This is a genomic window from Lysobacter antibioticus HS124 (assembly GCF_000336385.2).
Classification (GTDB): Bacteria; Pseudomonadota; Gammaproteobacteria; order Xanthomonadales; family Xanthomonadaceae; genus Lysobacter; species Lysobacter firmicutimachus.
Window position 1 is genome coordinate 21,306 of record NZ_HG424465.1, and the last position, 16,910, is coordinate 38,215.

The window sequence follows — 16,910 nt, forward strand, 5'->3', positions numbered from 1 at the left end:
GAAGGAAGCGGATGAAATCCGACGGATGTGCATGGTGTTGTTCTGCGAATTGCAGGACATTCGTCAACGTCTCGATATCGTTCCTCTGGGCCTTCGGGATGAGGATGCTTATCGGGAGAAGGTCAAGACATACGTGAAATTGTTCGAAGATCGTATGAGTGCGGTGGAAGGGGGGCGGTCGGGTCGCGAGTTGTAGGCGACCTCGCTGCGTACTCCAGGGAGCAGAGAACGGAGCGGGCGAGACCGCCCGCGGGCGTTCAACGGCCGAAACGCGGCTGGCTGGGAAGCGGTGCGCTGGCCAGGGTGGTTGGGCATGGCCTGCGTGGCGGGTGTTCGGTTTTGAGCGTCGGGCACTCCCGCTTTACCGAAACCGCGCACCTGCCGGGCGCAGCGGCATTCAGGGGGAATGAACTCGCTGCAACACGGTGGCTTGAGGCCGTTGTCGGCTAACGCTGTCGCGCATACTCAGCTGCGCGGGCGCTGATCCGCGCGCACCGATGCGATGGCCTCGGAAAAATCGGAGGCAAAACGCAGTTGCTGCCCATCGGGATGGATGTGCATCTGTCGCAGGATAGCCAGAGGCTGAGGGCGCAGGCCGGAAAGAATCACTCGCGTGCCCTGCAATTCGCAGCGGCGCAGAAACTGTGTCAAGGCGGTGACGCCGCTGGCGTCGATGAGCGGAACCCAGCGCATGCGCAGAATGAACACCTTCGGCGGCGTGGGCAGTTGGTTGAGCGCTTCGTCCAGGCGATTGGCCACGGCGAAGAACAAGGGCCCCGAAATCTGGAAAGCTTCGACGCCGGGCGGTAGCTGCGCGCGCTGGTCGAGCTCTTCCCCGTTGCCTTCGTCGTGATCGAGCAGCGAAATGTTCGATTGCATCTCGACGACTTCGCTCATGCGGTGCATGAACAGGAAGCTTGCCAATACCAGGCCGACTTCGATGGCGACGGTCAGATCGAAAGCGACGGTGAGGGCGAAGGTCGCCAGCAGGATGGTTCTGTCGCCGATAGGGCCTTTCATCAGGTGAAGAAAACTTTCGACATCGGCCATCTGCCAGGCGACGACGACCAATAGGCCGGCGAGCGCGGCGAGCGGCACGTAGCCCATCAGGGGGGCGAGGACCAGCATGAAGATCAGCAGGAATCCGGCGTGGGCGATGCCCGCGACGGGTGTGCGGCCGCCGGCCCGGACGTTGACCGCCGTGCGCGCGATCGCGCCGGTCGCCGGCAATCCGCCGAACAGCGCGCTCCCCACATTGGCCACGCCCTGCGCGACCAACTCGCCGTTGGATCGATGACGCCCGCCAGTCATGCCGTCGGCGACCACGGCCGACAGCAAGGATTCGATGCCGGCCAGGAATGCGATCGTGAACGCGCTTGGAAACATCTCGAGCGTGCGCTCGAAAGGGATGCGTGGAATATCGAAGTCGGGCAGCGCGGCGGGTACGGCGCCGAAGCGGCGAGCGATGGTGTCCGCGGGCAGCGACAACGCCGTACTGGCGATGGTCGCGATCAGCAACGCGATCAGAAACCCCGGCCAGTTCGGGCGCCAGCGGCGCAACGCCAGCACCAGGGCGATGCAGCCGAGTGCGAGCGACGCGGGCGCCAGTTGCGCGCTGTCCAGGTGCTGGGCAAGGGCATGCATCCGCGCGAAGAACTCCGCCGGCAGCGCATCGATGCGCAGGCCGAGCAGATCCTTGATCTGGCTGAGGAAGATGCTGACGGCGATGCCCGCGGTGAAGCCCGTGACAACGGGTTGCGGGATGTATTTCATCAGCGCGCCGAGCCGCATCAAGCCGGCTGCGATCAACATCAGTCCTGCCAACAGGGTGCAGAGAATCAGCCCCTCGTAACCGAATTTCTGGATGACGGCGAAGACCACGGGAATGAACGCTGCGGTCGGGCCGCCAATCTGCACCCGCGAGCCACCGAGCAAGGAAATCAGCAGGCCGGCCACGATGGCCGTGTGCAGGCCCTTCTCCGGCGCGACGCCGGAGGCGATCGCCAGCGCCATCGCAAGCGGCAGCGCGACGATGGCGACAGTCAAGCCCGCGACGAGGTCGCGGCGAAAGTCCTCAAGGCGGTACCCATGCCGGAGGACCGTCAGCAGCTTCGGTTCGTACAGGCGCTGCAGCACGGAGAAGCGAGGCGACGGCGAGGCCATGGGCGCGGTCCGCTTGGGCTTTGGGGGGCGTTCCCGGCGACGCTATCCCTGGTCGGAGGGAGGCGACTTGAGTCGCACCCCTCGACCGGTGCCGTAGCTGGGGGTGTTTTCACCGATCAGTTCGACGCCCGCCGCATCCAAGGCGTTGACGATCTTGGTCAGGGTGTCGACCACGCCGCGAACATTGCCCGGGCTGGCCTCCATGCGCTGAATCGTAGGAAGCGATACGCCCGCCTTCTCGGCCAGGGTTTTCTGATCCATGCCCAACAGAGCCCGGGCGGCGCGAAGCTGGCTGGCCGTGATCAACGCGGTGCCCCTGCAGACGAAATGGCGGGAGGCTGAGCAGCAGGAGCGGTAGGGCAAGTCATCGTGGCCGTCGATAGAGGGGGCAAGGCGACGAATGATCGCCAATTACGTGCAGTTCGACACCCGGCTGAGGCGCATGTCATTCTTACAGCATCTATCTTGATGTGCAAAACATCTATTGATAGGCTTTGTATATCCAATCTGATCATGGCCGAGCCGTGGGCGGGCGGTGCAAGTGCGCGCCCGTTCAGCGCATGACGCATCGTTGTCAGGAGTCCTTCGCATGTCTGCGCCACTGCCCCAATTGAGCACGTTGACCTTTGTGGGCTTCCAGCTCACCGCTGCGGTTGAGATCGAACTGCAGGGCAATCTGACCTTCTTTGAGGTCTATCGGGCCATCGAGCAGGGAACCTTGTTGGACGAGGTCGCCCGAGTAGCGCCAGGGGCGTGCGACTTCAGCATTTACCCGCCAGGCGGTGAGCAGCGTGCGGGCTTGCACGAAGCGCTGCGTCGAGCCGCCGGCGGCATCGAGGGGCGCGAGCGGCGCAAGGTCGGATTGATTTCCTCTGGCGTCCATTTGGTGTTGGCTTTGATCCTGGAGGCGATTCAGCAGTGCTATTGGATCGCACCCCGGGTGAATCTGCAGGACGCTCCCGCGGTCCAGTGACGGCAAAGAGAGGACAATCGTGCGGTTGGAGCCCGATCTGGAGTTGGCGGAGTTGCCTTGGCCGATCCTGGCATTCGTGGAGGACCACTTGGCGAACGACGATCGTTCGAGCGACGCGGAACTTGCGGCGCACTTCATGGCCAACGGCTTGACGCGTGCGCAAGCGATTGACGCGCTTCGCTTTCGCCAGGCGTATCAGGACGCCTTCTTCCTGACCCACGAAACCCCCATCCGCTGCGGAGCGCGTTGCCGTCGAGCCTGACTCATCCATCCGACTGGTTGGCGCGCGGCCGCCGTTCTACGGTGCCGTTGGGTTCTCAGATTCTTTGGAGTTAAAAATGATTGTGAAAGATAGTAATGGAACGCCGCTTGCCGATGGTGATTCGGTTCTGGTGATTAAGGATCTCAAGGTCAAGGGCACCTCGGTCACGCTCAAGCGCGGGACGCTTTGCAAAAATATCCGCTTGACCGACGACGAAGATCTCATCGAGTGCAACGTCGAAAAAGTCAAGGGCCTGGTGCTGCGCACCGAATTCCTGAAGAAGGCTTAGCCCGAAGGCTTTCGCGTCAATCGCCGCAGTGACTTTTGGGAGAGGCCTGATGACAGACAACGATCGAAAGATCGCTGAGCTTCGGCGGCGGATTCCGTCGTTCCGCTGCATTGACGGTTGCCATGATTGTTGTGGGCCGGTGACGGCGTCTTCTGAGGAAATGGCGCGGCTTCCGATCAAGACGGCGGCCGAACACGAGGCTGCCCTGGCCGATTGGACCTGTCCTCACCTGGGCCCAAGCGGCTGCCAGGCCTATGAGGAGCGGCCGCTGATCTGTCGGCTGTTCGGGACGACGCCGCGCCTGGCGTGTCCGAATGGTTGTCGCCCCGAGCAAATGATCGACGAACACGTCGAGCGCGAGGTCCACGCCTTCCTCAGGCGTACCCGGCAAGTGTTGGTTTGATGCCATGATCGACCTCTCGCCCGACGAGCGCGCGGCCTTCTCGGTCTTGTTGAAGCGGCCACCGCTGTTCAAGTGGGAGCGAGACGTGCTCACCGAGTTGGCGTTGGCCAGCTTGGAAAAAAAGGGGCTGATCCTCCGCGACGGGCCGGGCTGGCGGGTGTCAGAGTTGGGGCGCCGACGAGCGGAACTTGCGCGCACACCGCGATAGTGAAGGTGCGTCGACGCGCGCGCCCCCTGGGCTGGCGAGCCGAACCCGGAGCTTCGATGTCGCTCAGCCCGGACAAAATACAGGCCCGGTACGTCGTGAAGCTGGAAAGTGCCCGGGACTATTGGCGTCTGGAGTCGTGTCCGGATCTGGACTGTTTCGAGATTCGGGAGAAACAAGCCTCCTTCGTCTTCCGGCAGCGGCCATCGAGATTGTTTCCGGCCCAAAAAATGCCGCCGAAAGCACGGGGCCGCCGAAGGAATGAGGCGGCCCCACGACAAGCTCCGTCGGGCGGGGAGGTCGAACCTCGCCGCGCCCGGGTACTCGTACTTTTACTGGATTGCCCTGCCTGAGGCTTCGTGACCCGCGGCGTTCGAGTGCTTGGCCTGCCGGCGAAGGGCGATGACCTGCCATGCGGCGCCGATCAGATAGATGAGGAAGCACAAGCCGATGATCGCGGCCAGCTTCGGATCCTCCGGTCCGCTCGCCCAAGGCCGCCCGGCCGGAAGCCGGGTCAGGGTCTCGGTGAAGCCGGGAATGAAGTGGAAGAAGAACGTCAGCGAGTAGGTCAACGTCGATACGTAGGCCGCGGCGCGGCCGAACCAGCGGTAGCGCTCGGCGCCGGCGGCCACGACCAGCGCGGCCAAGGTGAGCAGGCTCAAGGCATGCGGCGGGCCGAAGCCGCCGTGATGGAAGATGAAAAGCCCGGTCACGCAGGCGGCGACGGTCAGCCAGACGTAGCCGCGGCCGCTGCGCCAGGCCAGCGCGATGCGGCCGTGGCGAAGCAGGCAGGCCACGCCTGCGATCAACGCGAGCAAGGCCAAGGCGGTGTGGAACGCTCCGAACGGGGTGATTCCCAACATGGTCGCTACTCCTGGCTGAGCCGGGCCGCGGCGCGGCCCGGCGTGGCAAGCGGTCAGGACTTGAGGAACTCGAGCAGGTCCTGGTTGAGCCGGTCCTTGTGGGTATCGGTGATGCCGTGCGGGCCGCCCGGATAGACGATCAGCCGGTTGTTCTTGATCAGCTTGGCCGAGGCGCGGGCGGCGGCGTCGATCGGCACGACCTGGTCGTCGTCGCCGTGCACGATCAGCACCGGTACGTCGATCTTCTTCAGGTCCTCGGTGAAGTCGGTTTCGGAGAAGGCCTTGATGCAGTCGTAGGCGTTCTTGTGCCCCGCCCACATGCCCTGCATCCAGAACCAGTCGATCGCGCCCTGCGACTTCTTCGCGCCGGGTCGGTTGTAGCCGAAGAACGGGCCGGCGGCGAGATCCTTGTACAGCTGCGATCGGTCGGCGATCGAGCCGGCGCGCAGGCCGTCGAACACGTCGATCGGCAAGCCGCCCGGATTGGCGGCGGTCTTGAGCATCAGCGGCGGCACCGCCGAGATCAGGCCGGCCTTCTTCAGCCGTGCGGTGCCGTGGCGGCCGATGTAGCGCGCCACTTCGCCACCGCCGGTGGAGAAGCCGAACAGCGTCGCGCCCTTGAGATCGAGGTGCTCGATCAGCTGCGCCAGATCGTCCGCGTAGTGATCCATGTCGTTGCCGTCCCAGGGCTGGCTGGATCGGCCGTGACCGCGGCGGTCGTGGGCGATGCAGCGATAGCCGTTGGACGCCAGGAAGAGCATCTGCGCCTCCCAGCTGTCTGCGCAGAGCGGCCAGCCGTGGCTGAAGACCACAGGTTCGCCGTCGCGCGGGCCCCAGTCCTTGTAGTAGATCTGCACATCGTCTTTGGTGGTGATGGTACCCATGGTCTTGGCTCCTATGGCCGGATCGGAAGAAGGTGAGGGATCGGCCGTCGCAGCGGCCGAAGGGGCTTCGGAACTGCAGGCCGCTAGGCCCAGGCCGGCGACGGCCAGTGCGGAGCCGGCGATGAGCAGTTGGCGACGGGTTTCGTCGATACGGGGCGGATTGGGCATGGACGGCCTCGGTGAGCGGATTGCGGTGTACGGGTTGTAGCGACGAATCTGAGTCGGCACCGGCGAGAGCCCGGAATTGCGCGATCGCGCTGTGCGGCTCCGGATCGAGCGTCGGTACGTGCTGCTTCAACTCAGCCAACGTTCGCCGGCGAGGAAACCCAACGTCATCGCCAGCACGAGCAAGGCGCCTTGGAGCTTGGGCGGCGCCGGAACTGGAATATCGACCAGGCGGCAGGCTGCGCCGATCGCCAGCGCCAGGATCAGGCCGATCAAGGTAGCGGTCATGGTTTGTCGCGCTCCGCGACGTCGCGGGTCAGTCCGGTGGGACCGCCGTAGTCGTGCACGCGCATCGCCGGGCGGCGTGCGAGGAAACGGTCGGCGAGCGTGTAGCCCCCGGTCATCGCCACCACCAGCAGGGCGCCGGCCAGGGCCGGCGGCGCGGGCGAAGGGATGCCCAGCGCCCGGCACCCCAGGCCGATGCCGAAGCCCAACAGCAAGCCGGCCAACAGCTTTGGATTCATGCGAGCTCCAGCGCGAATGCGTTCGAAGAGAAGTCAGAATGCGAAGCAGGAGCAGCCCAATGCACCCCAGAAGCCGCGTTCGTCGGCCAACGGCACGGCATGCCGCGCGGCATGGCCGTGCGGATGTGCGTGGCAGGCGCCGCCGTGCGCTTGGGCGTGCGCCTGGCCCAGACCCGCTACGGCCTGGATCAACGTGCCCGGCTGGTAGCCGCCGAAGCGCCCCACCGGCGACCAGTCCGGCATCGGCGCCGGCAGTTCGGGCGCCAGCGGCGCGAACTCGCCGTCGCCGTGCACCACGCGCCCGCCGAGCACGGTCAGCAGACTGGTGATCGCCGGGATCTCGGCGTCGGCGACGCTGAAGTAGTCGGCCGACAGGACGGCGAAATCGGCGAACTGCCCCGGTATCAGCGCGCCTTTGCGGGTCTGCTCCGCAGAGAACCAGGCGCTGCCCTGGGTGTACAAGCGCAGCGCCTGCTCGCGTTCGACCAGGTTGTCGTCGCCGTACATCGCCAGCCCGCCGACGGTGCGACCGGTGCTGAGCCAGTACAGCGCGACCCATGGGTTGTAGCTGGCCACGCGGGTGGCGTCGGTGCCCGCACCGACCGGTACGCCGGCGGCGAGCATGCGCCGCACCGGCGGCGTACGCCGCAGCGCGTCCGGGCCGTAGCGTTGCAGGAAGTACTCGCCCTGGTAGGCCATGCGGTGCTGGATCGCAATGCCGCCGCCGAGCGCGCCGATGCGCTCGATGTTGCGGTCCGATATGGTTTCGGCGTGATCGATGAACCAGTTCAGTCCGCGCAGCGGAATTTCGCGATCGACCCGCTCGTAGACGTCGAGGATGCGATCGATGCTCTCGTCGTAAGTGGCATGGATGCGGAACGGCCAGCGCCTTTCGCCCAACAGGCGCACCACCCGCTCCAGATCGGGCTCCAGCTCCGCCGGCAGCTCCGGACGCGGCTCGCGGAAGTCTTCGAAGTCGGCCGCGGAAAACACCAGCATCTCGCCCGCGCCGTTGTGGCGCAGCAGGTCGTCGCCCTCGCGCGGCGCCAGCAGCGCGCTCCAACGCTCGAAATCGGCCAGTTCGCCGCCCTTGTTCTGGGTGAACAGGTTGTAGGCGATGCGCACGGTCAACTGATCGTCTGCGTGCAACTCGCGAATGATCCGATAGTCGTCGGGGTAGTTCTGGAACCCGCCGCCGGCATCGATCACCGAGGTGATGCCGAGGCGGTTGAGCTCGCGCATGAAGTGGCGAGTGGAGTTGCGCTGATACTCGATCGGCAGTTTCGGCCCTTTCGCCAACGTGGCGTAGAGGATCAGCGCATTGGGCTTGGCCAGCAGCAACCCCGTCGGATTGCCGGCCTTGTCGCGTTCGATCCGGCCGCCCGGCGGATCCAGGCTGTTTCTGTCGTAGCCGACGGCGCGCAAGGCCGCGCGGTTGAGCAGGGCGCGGTCGTACAGGTGCAGGATGAACACCGGGGTGTCGGGCGCGGCCGCGTTGATTTCCTCGAGGGTCGGCAGGCGCTTCTCGACGAACTGATGCTCGCTGAATCCGCCGACCACGCGCACCCACTGCGGCGCCGGGGTGCGTGCGGCCTGTTCGCGCAGCATCGCCATCGCATCGGCCAGGCTGCGCACGCCGTCCCAACGCAGTTCCAGGTGGTAGTTGAGCCCGCCGCGGATCAGATGGATGTGGCTGTCGTTGAGCCCGGGAATCAGGCGCCGGCCGCCGGCGTCGATGCGCTGCGTTCCCGGGCCGGCGAGCGCGGCGATCTGCGCATCGTCGCCGACAGCGAGTACACGGCCGTCGGCCACGGCCAGGGCCGTGGCCGACGGACGCTGCGGGTCGAGCGTGGTGACGCGCGCGTTGAGGACGATCAGGTCGGCCATGGCGGAGGAACCTCGCGGGGCGTGCACACCCCCGCCGCTTAGACAGCCCGCGAGCGGACCGGCCAGAGTGGCGGCGAGCAGGCGGCGGCGGGTGCGGTCGGTCATTTCGGAGGGCCGCGGCTCAGTGGCCGCCTTCGGAGGCCCCGAACAACGTCTTGGCGTACTGGATGCCGATCCCGTACGCACCGCCGTATTCGCGGGCGATGCCGGTGGTCAGATCATAGGTTTGCGCCCGTGCCCAGTCGCGCTGCAGCTCCAGGAGGTATTGCACGCTGGTCATCGGCACTGCACCGGCCTGCATCATGCGCTGCATGGCGCGCTCGTGCGCTTCGTCGGAGACGTCGCCGCTGCTGTCGGCGATGACGTAGACCTCGAAACCCTGCTCGAGGGCCGAGATCACCGGTCCGACGATGCACACGCCCGTCCACAGGCCGGCCATCACCAGCCGCGATTTGCCGCCGGCGTTGACCCGATCGGTGACCTGAGCGTCTTCCCACGCGTTCATGCTGGTGCGGTCGAGCGCCGCCACTCCGGGAAACGCGGCGGAGATCTCCGGGAACAGCGGACCGGAGAACGACTTTTCCGCGACGGTGGTCAGGATCGTATCGACCCGGAAGCCGGCGGCGGCGCGGGCGACCAGGGCGACATTGTTGCGCAGTGCGGCGATGTCGATGGAGTGGGTGGCGAACGCCATCTGCGACTGGTGGTCGATCAGGATCAGGGTGTGGTCGGTCGGGGTCAGCAGTCGCTTGCCGGGAGTCGGGGTGGCGGTGGGCATCGGAGGGGTTCCTGTGGCGAACGGGGACGGGGTGGCGCCGGGATCTTTCGGCGAATCGCCCATGTCGACGGCTGCCGGATTGCGCCGGCGGGCCTTCGCTACACGATGCAGGCAGCGCGCGCGGATGGATTGGATGCGCGTGCTGTATGCGCATCGACCCGCGATGCGACACGTCGGCGGCGGCGTGCCGCAAACCGCAGCGCCGGGTACAGCGTCGGCGTGCAGAGGCAGTCGCCGGCGGCGAAGCGCCCCGGCGACTGCCCGGTGGCCCTGCGGAACACCCGGGTGAAATGGCTCTGATCGAAGAACCCCAGGGTCGTGGCGATGCGGCTCAGGCAGGGCGCGGGCTGGCGCAGCAAGCGCTTGGCCGCTTCGATGCGCTGCAGCTTCAGGTACTGCATCGGGCTCAGGCCGGTGCGGGCGCGGAACACACGGGCGAAATGGAACCGGCTGATGCAGGCTTGCTCGGCCAGGTGTTGCAGCGAAATGGGCATGGCCAGGTGCGCGTCGACGAAGGCTTGCACGCGGGCCATCGCCGCATCGCTCAGGCCTTCGGCCGTTGCCGGCGGCGGCGCGCTGCGGCCGGGTGCGGGGAGGCGGGACTGGACGTCGGTGCGTTTCACGGCCGGCTCCTGCGGTGATCGAGGGATTGCGCGCGGCGCGAGGCCTGGCGGTCGGCGCCTATGCTCGCCACTCGCGGGCTGCGGTTGAATCCCGGATCGGGCAAGCGTCCGCTCCCTCGATCGGGGGAGGCGAGACTCACGGCCTCCGTTCCGGCAGACGCAGCACGCGCCGGCCGAACAGATGCGCATCCATCGAGTAGGCGCCCGGACCGAGCAGGCTCAACGCCAGTGCAGCCAGCGCCAGCGCCAGCGCGCCCGGCGACACGGCCCATGCGCCCAGGCACCAGCCGATGCAGATCGATGCGCCGCTCAACAGGCCCAGCCATGGCGTCAACACGCCGCCGAGCAGGCCCAGGCCGATCGCGGCGGCGAACCAGTGCAAGGTCGGGGCCGCGGTGGGCCAGTAGGCGGCCGGATCGTGCTCGTACAGGCTCAATGCCACAGCCACGCGCAATCCGACCAAGCCCAGACCCGGGAGGCCATGCGGAAAAAGGGAATAGAGACGCTGCACGCATCGAGCCTAAGCGGACCGTGCAGATTCGGCCAACCGCGGTCGGGGCAGGCGCAACTACCTCTTCCGGGGGATGGAGGGGCGCATGAATGCCGTAAATTTGTCGCCCGAAGGTTCAGCCAGGTTTACAGACGAGGGCACTGCGTGGAGTCGAGGGCCGTGCCAGCGCGAATTTTGACCGCAGTCGCGCTTATCGCCTGGCTGGTCTGCATGCCGCGCGGCGTCTCCGCCAGGCCGCGCTTCGACGCGCCGCAGTATCACCACAGCGCCTGGAGCCTGCGCGACGGCGCGCCGGCGGATATCTGGGCGATCGCCCAGGGGCGCGACGGCTATCTCTGGCTCGGCACCGGTACCGGCCTATACCGCTTCGACGGGGTCCAGTTCGAACCCTATCGCCCGTCCGGTCCCGAGTTCGCGTCCAACAACATCACCGCCTTGACCGTCGCCGGCGACGGCAGTGTGTGGATGGGGTTTCTGATCGGCGGCGTCAGCGTCGTCCGCAACGGCCGCGTGCACCACTACGGGCCGGCCGAAGGCGCGCCGACGCAGCTGATCATGGACTTGGCCGCGGACCGCGACGGCGTGGTGTGGGCCGCCGCCGCCAGCGGTCTGGCGCGATACGAGCGCGGGAGCTGGCGCAGCATCGGCGCCGAATGGGGTTATCCGGGCCCGCGTGCGGACGCGTTGTGGCTGGATGCCCGCGGTACCTTGTGGGTCACCACCGGCACCCGGCTGGTCTACCTGCCGCGCGGCGCGCGGCGTTTCCTGGACAGCGGCGAACCGGCCGGCCTGTACGCATCCCTGGCCCAGGACCTGCAAGGCCGGATCTGGATATCCGACGGCGAGCACGGCACCCGCGCGGTCGCCGCGACCCCCGCCCTGAGCGCGCGTTTGCGGCGCACGCCCACCGCTTATGCCCGGCTGGCGCGCATGCGCGTGGATCGTCATGGCGCGTTGTGGGGCACCGACCGCAGTGGCGGCGGCGTGGTCCGGACATCGGCGTTGCCGCGTTTCGGAACCGGCTACAGTCTGCGCGCGAACGACCTGGACGCCGCCATCGGCAAGCGCAACGGCTTGACGTCCGACCGTGCGGTGCCGGTGTTCGAGGACCGCGAAGGCAACGTCTGGGTCGGCACCAATCTGGGCCTGCACCGCTTTCGCTTCAACCGCATCAACGCGCTGCCCGACGAGCGCCTGAACCAGCAGAACACCTATGCCATCGGCATCGACGGCGCCTCCGGCCGCCCGCTGGTCAGCGCCGGCGAGCAGTTGTTCCGGATCGATGCCGACGATTTGGTCCCGCTGGCGCGTTCCGGCCGCGGCGAACTGTTCGATGCGATCGCGCGCGGGGACGGCGGCCGCGCCTGGATCGCGACGCGCGCGAGCCTGTGGCGCCGCGACAACGGCGCGATGACCGCCTTGCCCGCCCCCATACCCGGCGCCGGCCCGCGTCTGCTCGCGCCCGCGCCGCACTCGCAGCTGTGGGCGATCTGGGAGCCGGGCGGGCTGCAGCACTTCGACGGCGGACATTGGCGCGCCGCGGGCGCCGGCGTGCTGCGCTGGCGCGACGCGACGGTGCTGGCCGGCGCCAGCGACGGTGCGGTCTGGATCGGCTACCCGCGCAGCGAACTGGCGCGCTGGGACGGCGTCGCCCAGCGCCGCTACGGCAGCGCCGACGGTCTGCGGATCGGCGCGCTCACCGCGATCGCCGAGCTGTCGCCGGCGCCGGGCTCGGCCGCGGGCGAGCCGGACATGCTCGTCGCCGGCGAGACCGGCCTGGCGCTGATCCGCGAGGGCCGGGTGCGGTCGTTGGCGGCGGACCGTCCGCAACGGCTGACCGGCATCACCGGCATCGTCGCCGCCGCCGACGTGGCGCTGTGGCTCAACGGCATGCGCGGCCTGGTGCGGATCGAGCGCGACGAGCTCGAACGCGCCTTGGCGAAGCCGGGCCATGCGCTGCGCACCCAGCTGTTCGACGACGACGACGGGCTGCCCGGACTGGCCCAGCAGGCGGTGGTGACGCCTTCCGCGCTGGCCACAGCGGACGGACGCCTGTGGTTCGCCACCAACCAGGGCGTGGCGACCGTGGACCCGGCGCAAGTGCGCGCCAATTCGGTGGCGCCGCCGGTGACGATCCGCGGCCTGGCCGCCAACGGCCGCCGCTACCCCCCCGGTCCCCGGCTGAAACTGCCCGAGCAAGCGCGCGACCTGCAGATCGACTACGCCTCGCTGAGCCTGAGCATGCCCAGGCGCGCGCAGTTCCGCTATCGCCTGGTCGGCCTGGACGGACGCTGGCGCGACGCCGGCAACCGGCGCCAAGCCTTCTACACCAACCTACCGCCGGGGGACTACCGCTTCGAAGTGATCGCGGCCAACGAAAGCGGGCTGTGGAGCCGGCGCGCGGCGACGCAAGCCTTCTCGATCGCGCCGCGCTTCACCGAAACCTGGTGGTTCGCGATGCTGTGCGCGATGGCCGCGGCGGCGGCACTGTTCGGCGCGTACCTGCTCCGGTTGCGGCAGATTTCCGCACGGCTTCACGCACGCCTGGAAGAGCGCCACCAGGAACGCGAGCGCATCGCCCGCGAACTGCACGACACCCTGCTGCAGAGTACCCAGGGTCTGATCCTGCGCCTGCAGGGCGTCGCCAACAAAGTCCCGCACGGCGATCCGACCCGCGCAGCGATCGAGAGCGCGCTCGATCGCGCCGACGAAGTCATCGCCGAAGCCCGCGATCGCGTGCGCGACCTGCGCGCCGGCGGCGCCGGCCTGCCGCAAGGCCTGGCCGACGCCTTCGCCTATGTCGGCGCCGAGCTGGCCGAACAGCACCCCGCCGAGTTCAAGGTGGTGGTCGAAGGCCGGCTGCCGGAGCTGGACCCCTTGCTGCGCGACGAGTTGTTCCGGATCGGCCGCGAAGCGCTCGCGAACGCCTTCCGCCATGCCCGCGCGCGGCATATCGAAGTCGAACTGGCCTGCGATCGCAAGCGCTTGCGCCTGCGGGTGCGCGACGACGGCCGCGGGATCGACGAGGCCGTCCAGCGCGCTGGCGGCCGCCCCGGGCACTGGGGCCTATCGGGCATGCGCGAACGCGCACTCGGCGTCGGCGCGCAGTTCCGGCTCTGGAGTCGCAGCGGCGGCGGCACCGAAATCGAAGTAACGCTGCCGCTGGCGGCCTGTGCGGGACGCCGCAACACCCACTGGCGGCGCTGGCTGCGGCGGATCCGCACAGCGATCCGGAGGAACCCGACCGATGCCCCCTAGACCGACCCGAATCCTGGTAGTCGACGACCATCCGCTGCTGCGCGAAGGCATCGCCAGCGTGCTGGAGAGCGAATCGGACATGCGCATCGTGGCCGAAGCGGCCAACGGCCGCGAGGCCGTCGACGCATTTCGCGGCAGCCTGCCGGACGTGGTGTTGATGGACCTGCAGATGCCGGAACTCGACGGCGTCGCCGCGATCGAAGCGATCCGCGCCGAGTTTCCGGCCGCGCGCATCATCGTGGTGACCACCTACCGGGGCGACGCGCAGGCGGTGCGCGCGCTCAAGGCCGGAGCGCAGAGCTATCTGCTCAAGAGCTCGCTGCGCAAGGAGCTGGTCGAGACCATACGCGCCACCCTGGCCGGGCGCCGCCGCATCCCGCCGGAGGTCGCGGCCGAGATCGCCGCGCATTCGGCCGACGCCGAGCTGACCTCGCGCGAACTCGACGTGCTCAAGGGCGTCGCCGGCGGCAACTCGAACAAACTCGTCGCCGCGCAGTTGAACGTGACCGAGGAAACGGTCAAGGCGCACATGAAGAGCATCCTCGCCAAGCTCGGCGCCAACGATCGCACGCACGCCGTCACCATCGCCTTGCGGCGCGGCATCCTGCAACTGTAACCACCGCAAGAAAGGAAATGCCGCAATGAGCCAAGCATCGCCTCCGGCGCCCGCCGAAGGCCCGTGGGCGCCGCTGCGCGAGCCCGACTTCCGTGCGCTGTGGCTGGCGATCCTGGCCGGCAACATAGGCACTTGGATCCACGACGTGGCCGCGGCCTGGGTCATGGCCGAAACCACCCGATCGCCGCTGATGGTGGCCGCCGTGCAGGCGGCGACGACGCTGCCCGTGGTGGTGTTGGCCGTGATCGCAGGAACCCTGGCCGACATCGTCGATCGGCGTCGCTACCTGATCGTCGCCCAACTGTGGATGTTCGCCGCGGCAACGGTCCTGGCCCTGCTCGCCCATTTCGACCGGCTCGGCCCCTGGGGCCTGGTCGCGCTGACCTTCCTGCTCGGTTGCGGAGCGGCGATGGCGATGCCCGCGCAGCAAGCGACCACACCGGAATTGGTGCCGCGCCGCCTGCTCGGACAGGCGGTCGCGCTGGGCTCGCTGAGCATGAACATCGCCCGCGCGATCGGGCCGGCGCTGGGCGGCCTGATCGTGGCGCAGGCCGGCGCGGGCTGGGCGTTCGCGATCAATGCCGTCAGCTTCCTCGGCGTGGCCGTGGTGCTGGCGCGCTGGAAGCGCAACGCCGCGACCGCGGCCTTGCCTCCGGAGCATTTCGGCGCGGCCCTGCGGGCCGGCCTGCGCTATGCGCGCCAAGCCACGGTGCTGCAGGCGGTGCTGATCAAGGCCGCCGGCTTCTTCTTCTTCGCCAGCGCGCTGACCGCGCTGCTGCCGATCGTGGTCAAGCAGGAACTGGGCGCCAGCGCCGGCACCTATGGCCTGTTGCTGGGTTGCATAGGCGCCGGCGCCATCCTGGGGGCGATCGGCTTGCCGCGCGTGCGCCGGCGGCTGGACGGCGACCGATTGGTGGCGCTGGCGACCTTCGTCTACGCCGGCTGCATGCTCGCGATGGCGCTGCTGCGCGACGTTCGCCTGCTGTATCCGCTCGCCGTCCTCAACGGGCTGGCCTGGATCAGCGTGCTGTCCTCGCTGCAGATCGCGGCCCAGATTTCGGTGCCGGCGTGGGTGCGGGCGCGCGCGTTGTCGCTGTACATCGTGGTGTTCTCCGCCGGCATGGCCGCCGGCAGCCTGGGCTGGGGAGCAATAGCCCAGCACTGGGGCAGCGATCGTGCGCTGACGATCGCAGCGGGCGGCGCAGCCGTCGCGGCGCTGGCGCTGCGGCGCTTTCGCCTCGGTGCGGCGGCGCAGCTCGACACCGCCCCCTCGGGTCATTGGCCGCAGCCGCTGCCGTTGGCCGAGATCGCGGGCGAGCGAGGTCCCGTCCTGGTCACCATCGAGTACACGGTGCGCCTGGATCGGCGCGGCGAGTTCCTCGAACTGATGGCCTCGCTGGGTCGAAGCCGCCGCCGCGACGGTGCGATCGCCTGGTCGGTAGTCGAGGACACCACGGCGCCCGGCGTGTATCTCGAGTACTTCGTCGGCAGCTCGTGGCTGGAGCACCTGCGCCTGCACGAACGCGTGACCGAGGACGAACGCAGCCTGCAGCAGCGCATCGCCGGCCTGCTGGAACCGGACTCGCGCCCGCTGGTACGCCACTTCGTGGGCGGCCCGCCCGGTGCGCCGGTGGCGCAGCCCGAGCTCGACGGCGGCCGCGCGGTCTGAACCAGCGCATCGCGGCGCCGCGATGCGGCGTCGACCTCGGCGAAGAGGTCGCGGATGCGCGCGCGGCCCGGGCGGAGTAGGGACCGGCCTGTCGCGCATCGAACGGCGGACGCCGAACGCGTTCGACGTCGCCGCGCGGGTGTTTCCGGCCCGGTCGGAGTGATAGCGTTGGGCGATCCCGGCGCCGCCCGACGACAGTATGCGCAGGATAGTGCCGGTGACGATTCCGCCCCCTCCGGATCGACCGGTCCAGCCGGCCGGCGCTGGCCGCCTGCCTGCAGACATTCGACCTTCAGAGGAACTGAGCAATGTCCGACCCCGCCAAGACGCTTTCCGACCGGCTGATCCGCAACGTTCACGAGGTTCCCCTGGAACGCTTCGTGCGCGGCTCGGCGTACGCGAGCGATCGCGTGCGGATCACCGAGGGCACGGCCGCGCGCAAGCTGGCTGCGGCTTATGACGTCGTTCCGGCGGGGATGCGGGTGTGCCCTTACCACCTGCACTACGCGCAAGAAGAGATGTTCATCATCCTAGAGGGCTCAGGCACGTTGCGCGTCGCTGGCGAAATGCTCCCGGTGAAGGCCGGCGACGTCATCTGCATCCCGCCCGGGCCGGAATATCCGCACCAGCTCATCAACACGTCAGCGCAAGACCTGAAGTACATCTCGATCGGAACCACCGACGATCCGGAGATCTGCGTCTACCCCGATTCGGGCAAGTTCATGGCCGAAGCCAATCTGGGCGGCGCGGTGCCCTTCGAAGCGATCGAGCGGGTCGGCGACGGCGTGGACTACTGGAGCGGAGAGATCTGATACGGCTGCGTGCAGTCGCGTCGAA

The 16,910-nt window shown here is 68.2% G+C and carries 18 protein-coding genes and 1 pseudogene; 9 read left to right on the forward strand and 10 right to left on the reverse strand.

Going from position 1 to position 16,910, the window contains the following annotated elements; genetic code table 11:
- Positions 1–465 precede the first annotated feature (465 nt).
- Together TX83_RS05800 and TX83_RS05805 are read right to left on the reverse strand one after the other, a co-directional pair.
- Positions 466–2,163, reverse strand: a complete 1,698-nt coding sequence (locus tag TX83_RS05800) for a SulP family inorganic anion transporter (RefSeq protein WP_064746987.1) — start codon at positions 2,161–2,163, stop codon at positions 466–468.
- Between the two features lie 42 nt (positions 2,164–2,205).
- Positions 2,206–2,526, reverse strand: a complete 321-nt coding sequence (locus TX83_RS05805; protein ID WP_315851250.1) for a helix-turn-helix domain-containing protein — start codon at positions 2,524–2,526, stop codon at positions 2,206–2,208.
- Positions 2,527–2,752: 226 nt separating this feature from the next.
- Between TX83_RS05805 and TX83_RS05810 the strand changes: the two genes are divergently transcribed.
- The 5 genes and pseudogenes from TX83_RS05810 (at position 2,753) to TX83_RS05830 (ending at position 4,298) form a co-directional block, all read left to right on the forward strand.
- Positions 2,753–3,136 (forward strand): hypothetical protein, encoded by a 384-nt coding sequence (locus TX83_RS05810; protein WP_064746989.1) that lies wholly within the window; start codon positions 2,753–2,755, stop codon positions 3,134–3,136.
- Positions 3,137–3,155: 19 nt separating this feature from the next.
- A complete protein-coding gene (locus TX83_RS05815; protein WP_222423725.1) occupies positions 3,156–3,398 on the forward strand; it encodes a hypothetical protein in 243 nt (80 codons plus the stop codon).
- Positions 3,399–3,477: 79 nt separating this feature from the next.
- Positions 3,478–3,687: pseudogene (locus tag TX83_RS05820) on the forward strand (alkylphosphonate utilization protein); the annotation flags it as partial.
- Between the two features lie 49 nt (positions 3,688–3,736).
- Positions 3,737–4,090: a YkgJ family cysteine cluster protein gene (locus TX83_RS05825; protein ID WP_064746991.1), complete on the forward strand. Its 354-nt coding sequence runs from the start codon at positions 3,737–3,739 to the stop codon at positions 4,088–4,090.
- 4 nt (positions 4,091–4,094) lie between these two features.
- Positions 4,095–4,298, forward strand: a complete 204-nt coding sequence (locus TX83_RS05830; RefSeq protein ID WP_064746992.1) for a hypothetical protein — start codon at positions 4,095–4,097, stop codon at positions 4,296–4,298.
- A gap of 329 nt (positions 4,299–4,627) precedes the next feature.
- Here TX83_RS05830 and TX83_RS05835 read toward each other — a convergent pair whose 3' ends face one another.
- The 8 genes from TX83_RS05835 to TX83_RS05870 all read right to left on the reverse strand — a co-directional run bounded on the left by TX83_RS05835 (position 4,628) and on the right by TX83_RS05870 (position 10,467).
- Complete coding sequence (locus TX83_RS05835) at positions 4,628–5,158, reverse strand: hypothetical protein (protein WP_064746993.1); 531 nt, start codon at positions 5,156–5,158, stop codon at positions 4,628–4,630.
- A gap of 53 nt (positions 5,159–5,211) precedes the next feature.
- Positions 5,212–6,042: an alpha/beta fold hydrolase gene (locus tag TX83_RS05840; protein ID WP_064746994.1), complete on the reverse strand. Its 831-nt coding sequence runs from the start codon at positions 6,040–6,042 to the stop codon at positions 5,212–5,214.
- 294 nt (positions 6,043–6,336) lie between these two features.
- Positions 6,337–6,495 carry a DUF1427 family protein gene (locus tag TX83_RS05845; protein ID WP_064746995.1) on the reverse strand — a complete coding sequence of 53 codons (159 nt, stop codon included), beginning with the start codon at positions 6,493–6,495 and terminating at the stop codon, positions 6,337–6,339.
- Positions 6,492–6,731: a DUF1427 family protein gene (locus tag TX83_RS05850; protein ID WP_064746996.1), complete on the reverse strand. Its 240-nt coding sequence runs from the start codon at positions 6,729–6,731 to the stop codon at positions 6,492–6,494. The genes TX83_RS05845 and TX83_RS05850 overlap by 4 nt, the downstream gene beginning before the upstream one ends.
- Positions 6,732–6,764: 33 nt before the next feature.
- A complete protein-coding gene (locus TX83_RS05855; protein WP_064746997.1) occupies positions 6,765–8,618 on the reverse strand; it encodes an amidohydrolase in 1,854 nt (617 codons plus the stop codon).
- Positions 8,619–8,739: 121 nt separating this feature from the next.
- Positions 8,740–9,396, reverse strand: coding sequence for a hydrolase (locus TX83_RS05860; protein ID WP_064746998.1), 657 nt, complete (start codon positions 9,394–9,396; stop codon positions 8,740–8,742).
- A gap of 98 nt (positions 9,397–9,494) precedes the next feature.
- Entirely contained in the window at positions 9,495–10,019 is a 525-nt protein-coding gene (locus TX83_RS05865; RefSeq protein WP_075575023.1) for a helix-turn-helix domain-containing protein, read from the reverse strand.
- Between the two features lie 136 nt (positions 10,020–10,155).
- Positions 10,156–10,467, reverse strand: coding sequence for a hypothetical protein (locus TX83_RS05870; RefSeq protein WP_261370029.1), 312 nt, complete (start codon positions 10,465–10,467; stop codon positions 10,156–10,158).
- Positions 10,468–10,689: 222 nt separating this feature from the next.
- Here TX83_RS05870 and TX83_RS05875 point away from each other — a divergent pair, with 222 nt between their 5' ends.
- From TX83_RS05875 to TX83_RS05890, 4 genes are all read left to right on the forward strand, one after another.
- Positions 10,690–13,788, forward strand: coding sequence for a sensor histidine kinase (locus TX83_RS05875; protein ID WP_186442527.1), 3,099 nt, complete (start codon positions 10,690–10,692; stop codon positions 13,786–13,788).
- Entirely contained in the window at positions 13,778–14,404 is a 627-nt protein-coding gene (locus TX83_RS05880) for a response regulator (RefSeq protein ID WP_064747001.1), read from the forward strand. The genes TX83_RS05875 and TX83_RS05880 overlap by 11 nt, the downstream gene beginning before the upstream one ends.
- A 25-nt stretch (positions 14,405–14,429) precedes the next feature.
- The gene (locus tag TX83_RS05885) at positions 14,430–16,073 is read left to right on the forward strand and encodes an MFS transporter (RefSeq protein ID WP_064747002.1); all 1,644 of its coding nucleotides are present in this window, start codon (positions 14,430–14,432) and stop codon (positions 16,071–16,073) included.
- Positions 16,074–16,381: 308 nt separating this feature from the next.
- On the forward strand, positions 16,382–16,885 hold the full coding sequence (locus tag TX83_RS05890) for a cupin domain-containing protein (protein ID WP_064747003.1): 504 nt from the start codon (positions 16,382–16,384) through the stop codon (positions 16,883–16,885).
- The last annotated feature ends 25 nt before the right edge of the window (positions 16,886–16,910 follow it).

What these genes read in the sequence shown, in the direction of transcription:
- TX83_RS05835 (WP_064746993.1), bottom strand. Translation starts at nt 5,158, where the DNA reads ATGTTGGGAATCACCCCGTTCGGAGCGTTCCACACCGCCTTGGCCTTG.
- TX83_RS05810 (WP_064746989.1), top strand. Translation starts at nt 2,753, where the DNA reads ATGTCTGCGCCACTGCCCCAATTGAGCACGTTGACCTTTGTGGGCTTC.
- TX83_RS05880 (WP_064747001.1), top strand. Translation starts at nt 13,778, where the DNA reads ATGCCCCCTAGACCGACCCGAATCCTGGTAGTCGACGACCATCCGCTG.
- TX83_RS05890 (WP_064747003.1), top strand. Translation starts at nt 16,382, where the DNA reads ATGTCCGACCCCGCCAAGACGCTTTCCGACCGGCTGATCCGCAACGTT.
- TX83_RS05850 (WP_064746996.1), bottom strand. Translation starts at nt 6,731, where the DNA reads ATGAATCCAAAGCTGTTGGCCGGCTTGCTGTTGGGCTTCGGCATCGGC.
- TX83_RS05845 (WP_064746995.1), bottom strand. Translation starts at nt 6,495, where the DNA reads ATGACCGCTACCTTGATCGGCCTGATCCTGGCGCTGGCGATCGGCGCA.
- TX83_RS05800 (WP_064746987.1), bottom strand. Translation starts at nt 2,163, where the DNA reads ATGGCCTCGCCGTCGCCTCGCTTCTCCGTGCTGCAGCGCCTGTACGAA.
- TX83_RS05825 (WP_064746991.1), top strand. Translation starts at nt 3,737, where the DNA reads ATGACAGACAACGATCGAAAGATCGCTGAGCTTCGGCGGCGGATTCCG.
- TX83_RS05860 (WP_064746998.1), bottom strand. Translation starts at nt 9,396, where the DNA reads ATGCCCACCGCCACCCCGACTCCCGGCAAGCGACTGCTGACCCCGACC.
- TX83_RS05830 (WP_064746992.1), top strand. Translation starts at nt 4,095, where the DNA reads ATGATCGACCTCTCGCCCGACGAGCGCGCGGCCTTCTCGGTCTTGTTG.
- TX83_RS05840 (WP_064746994.1), bottom strand. Translation starts at nt 6,042, where the DNA reads ATGGGTACCATCACCACCAAAGACGATGTGCAGATCTACTACAAGGAC.
- TX83_RS05855 (WP_064746997.1), bottom strand. Translation starts at nt 8,618, where the DNA reads ATGGCCGACCTGATCGTCCTCAACGCGCGCGTCACCACGCTCGACCCG.
- TX83_RS05885 (WP_064747002.1), top strand. Translation starts at nt 14,430, where the DNA reads ATGAGCCAAGCATCGCCTCCGGCGCCCGCCGAAGGCCCGTGGGCGCCG.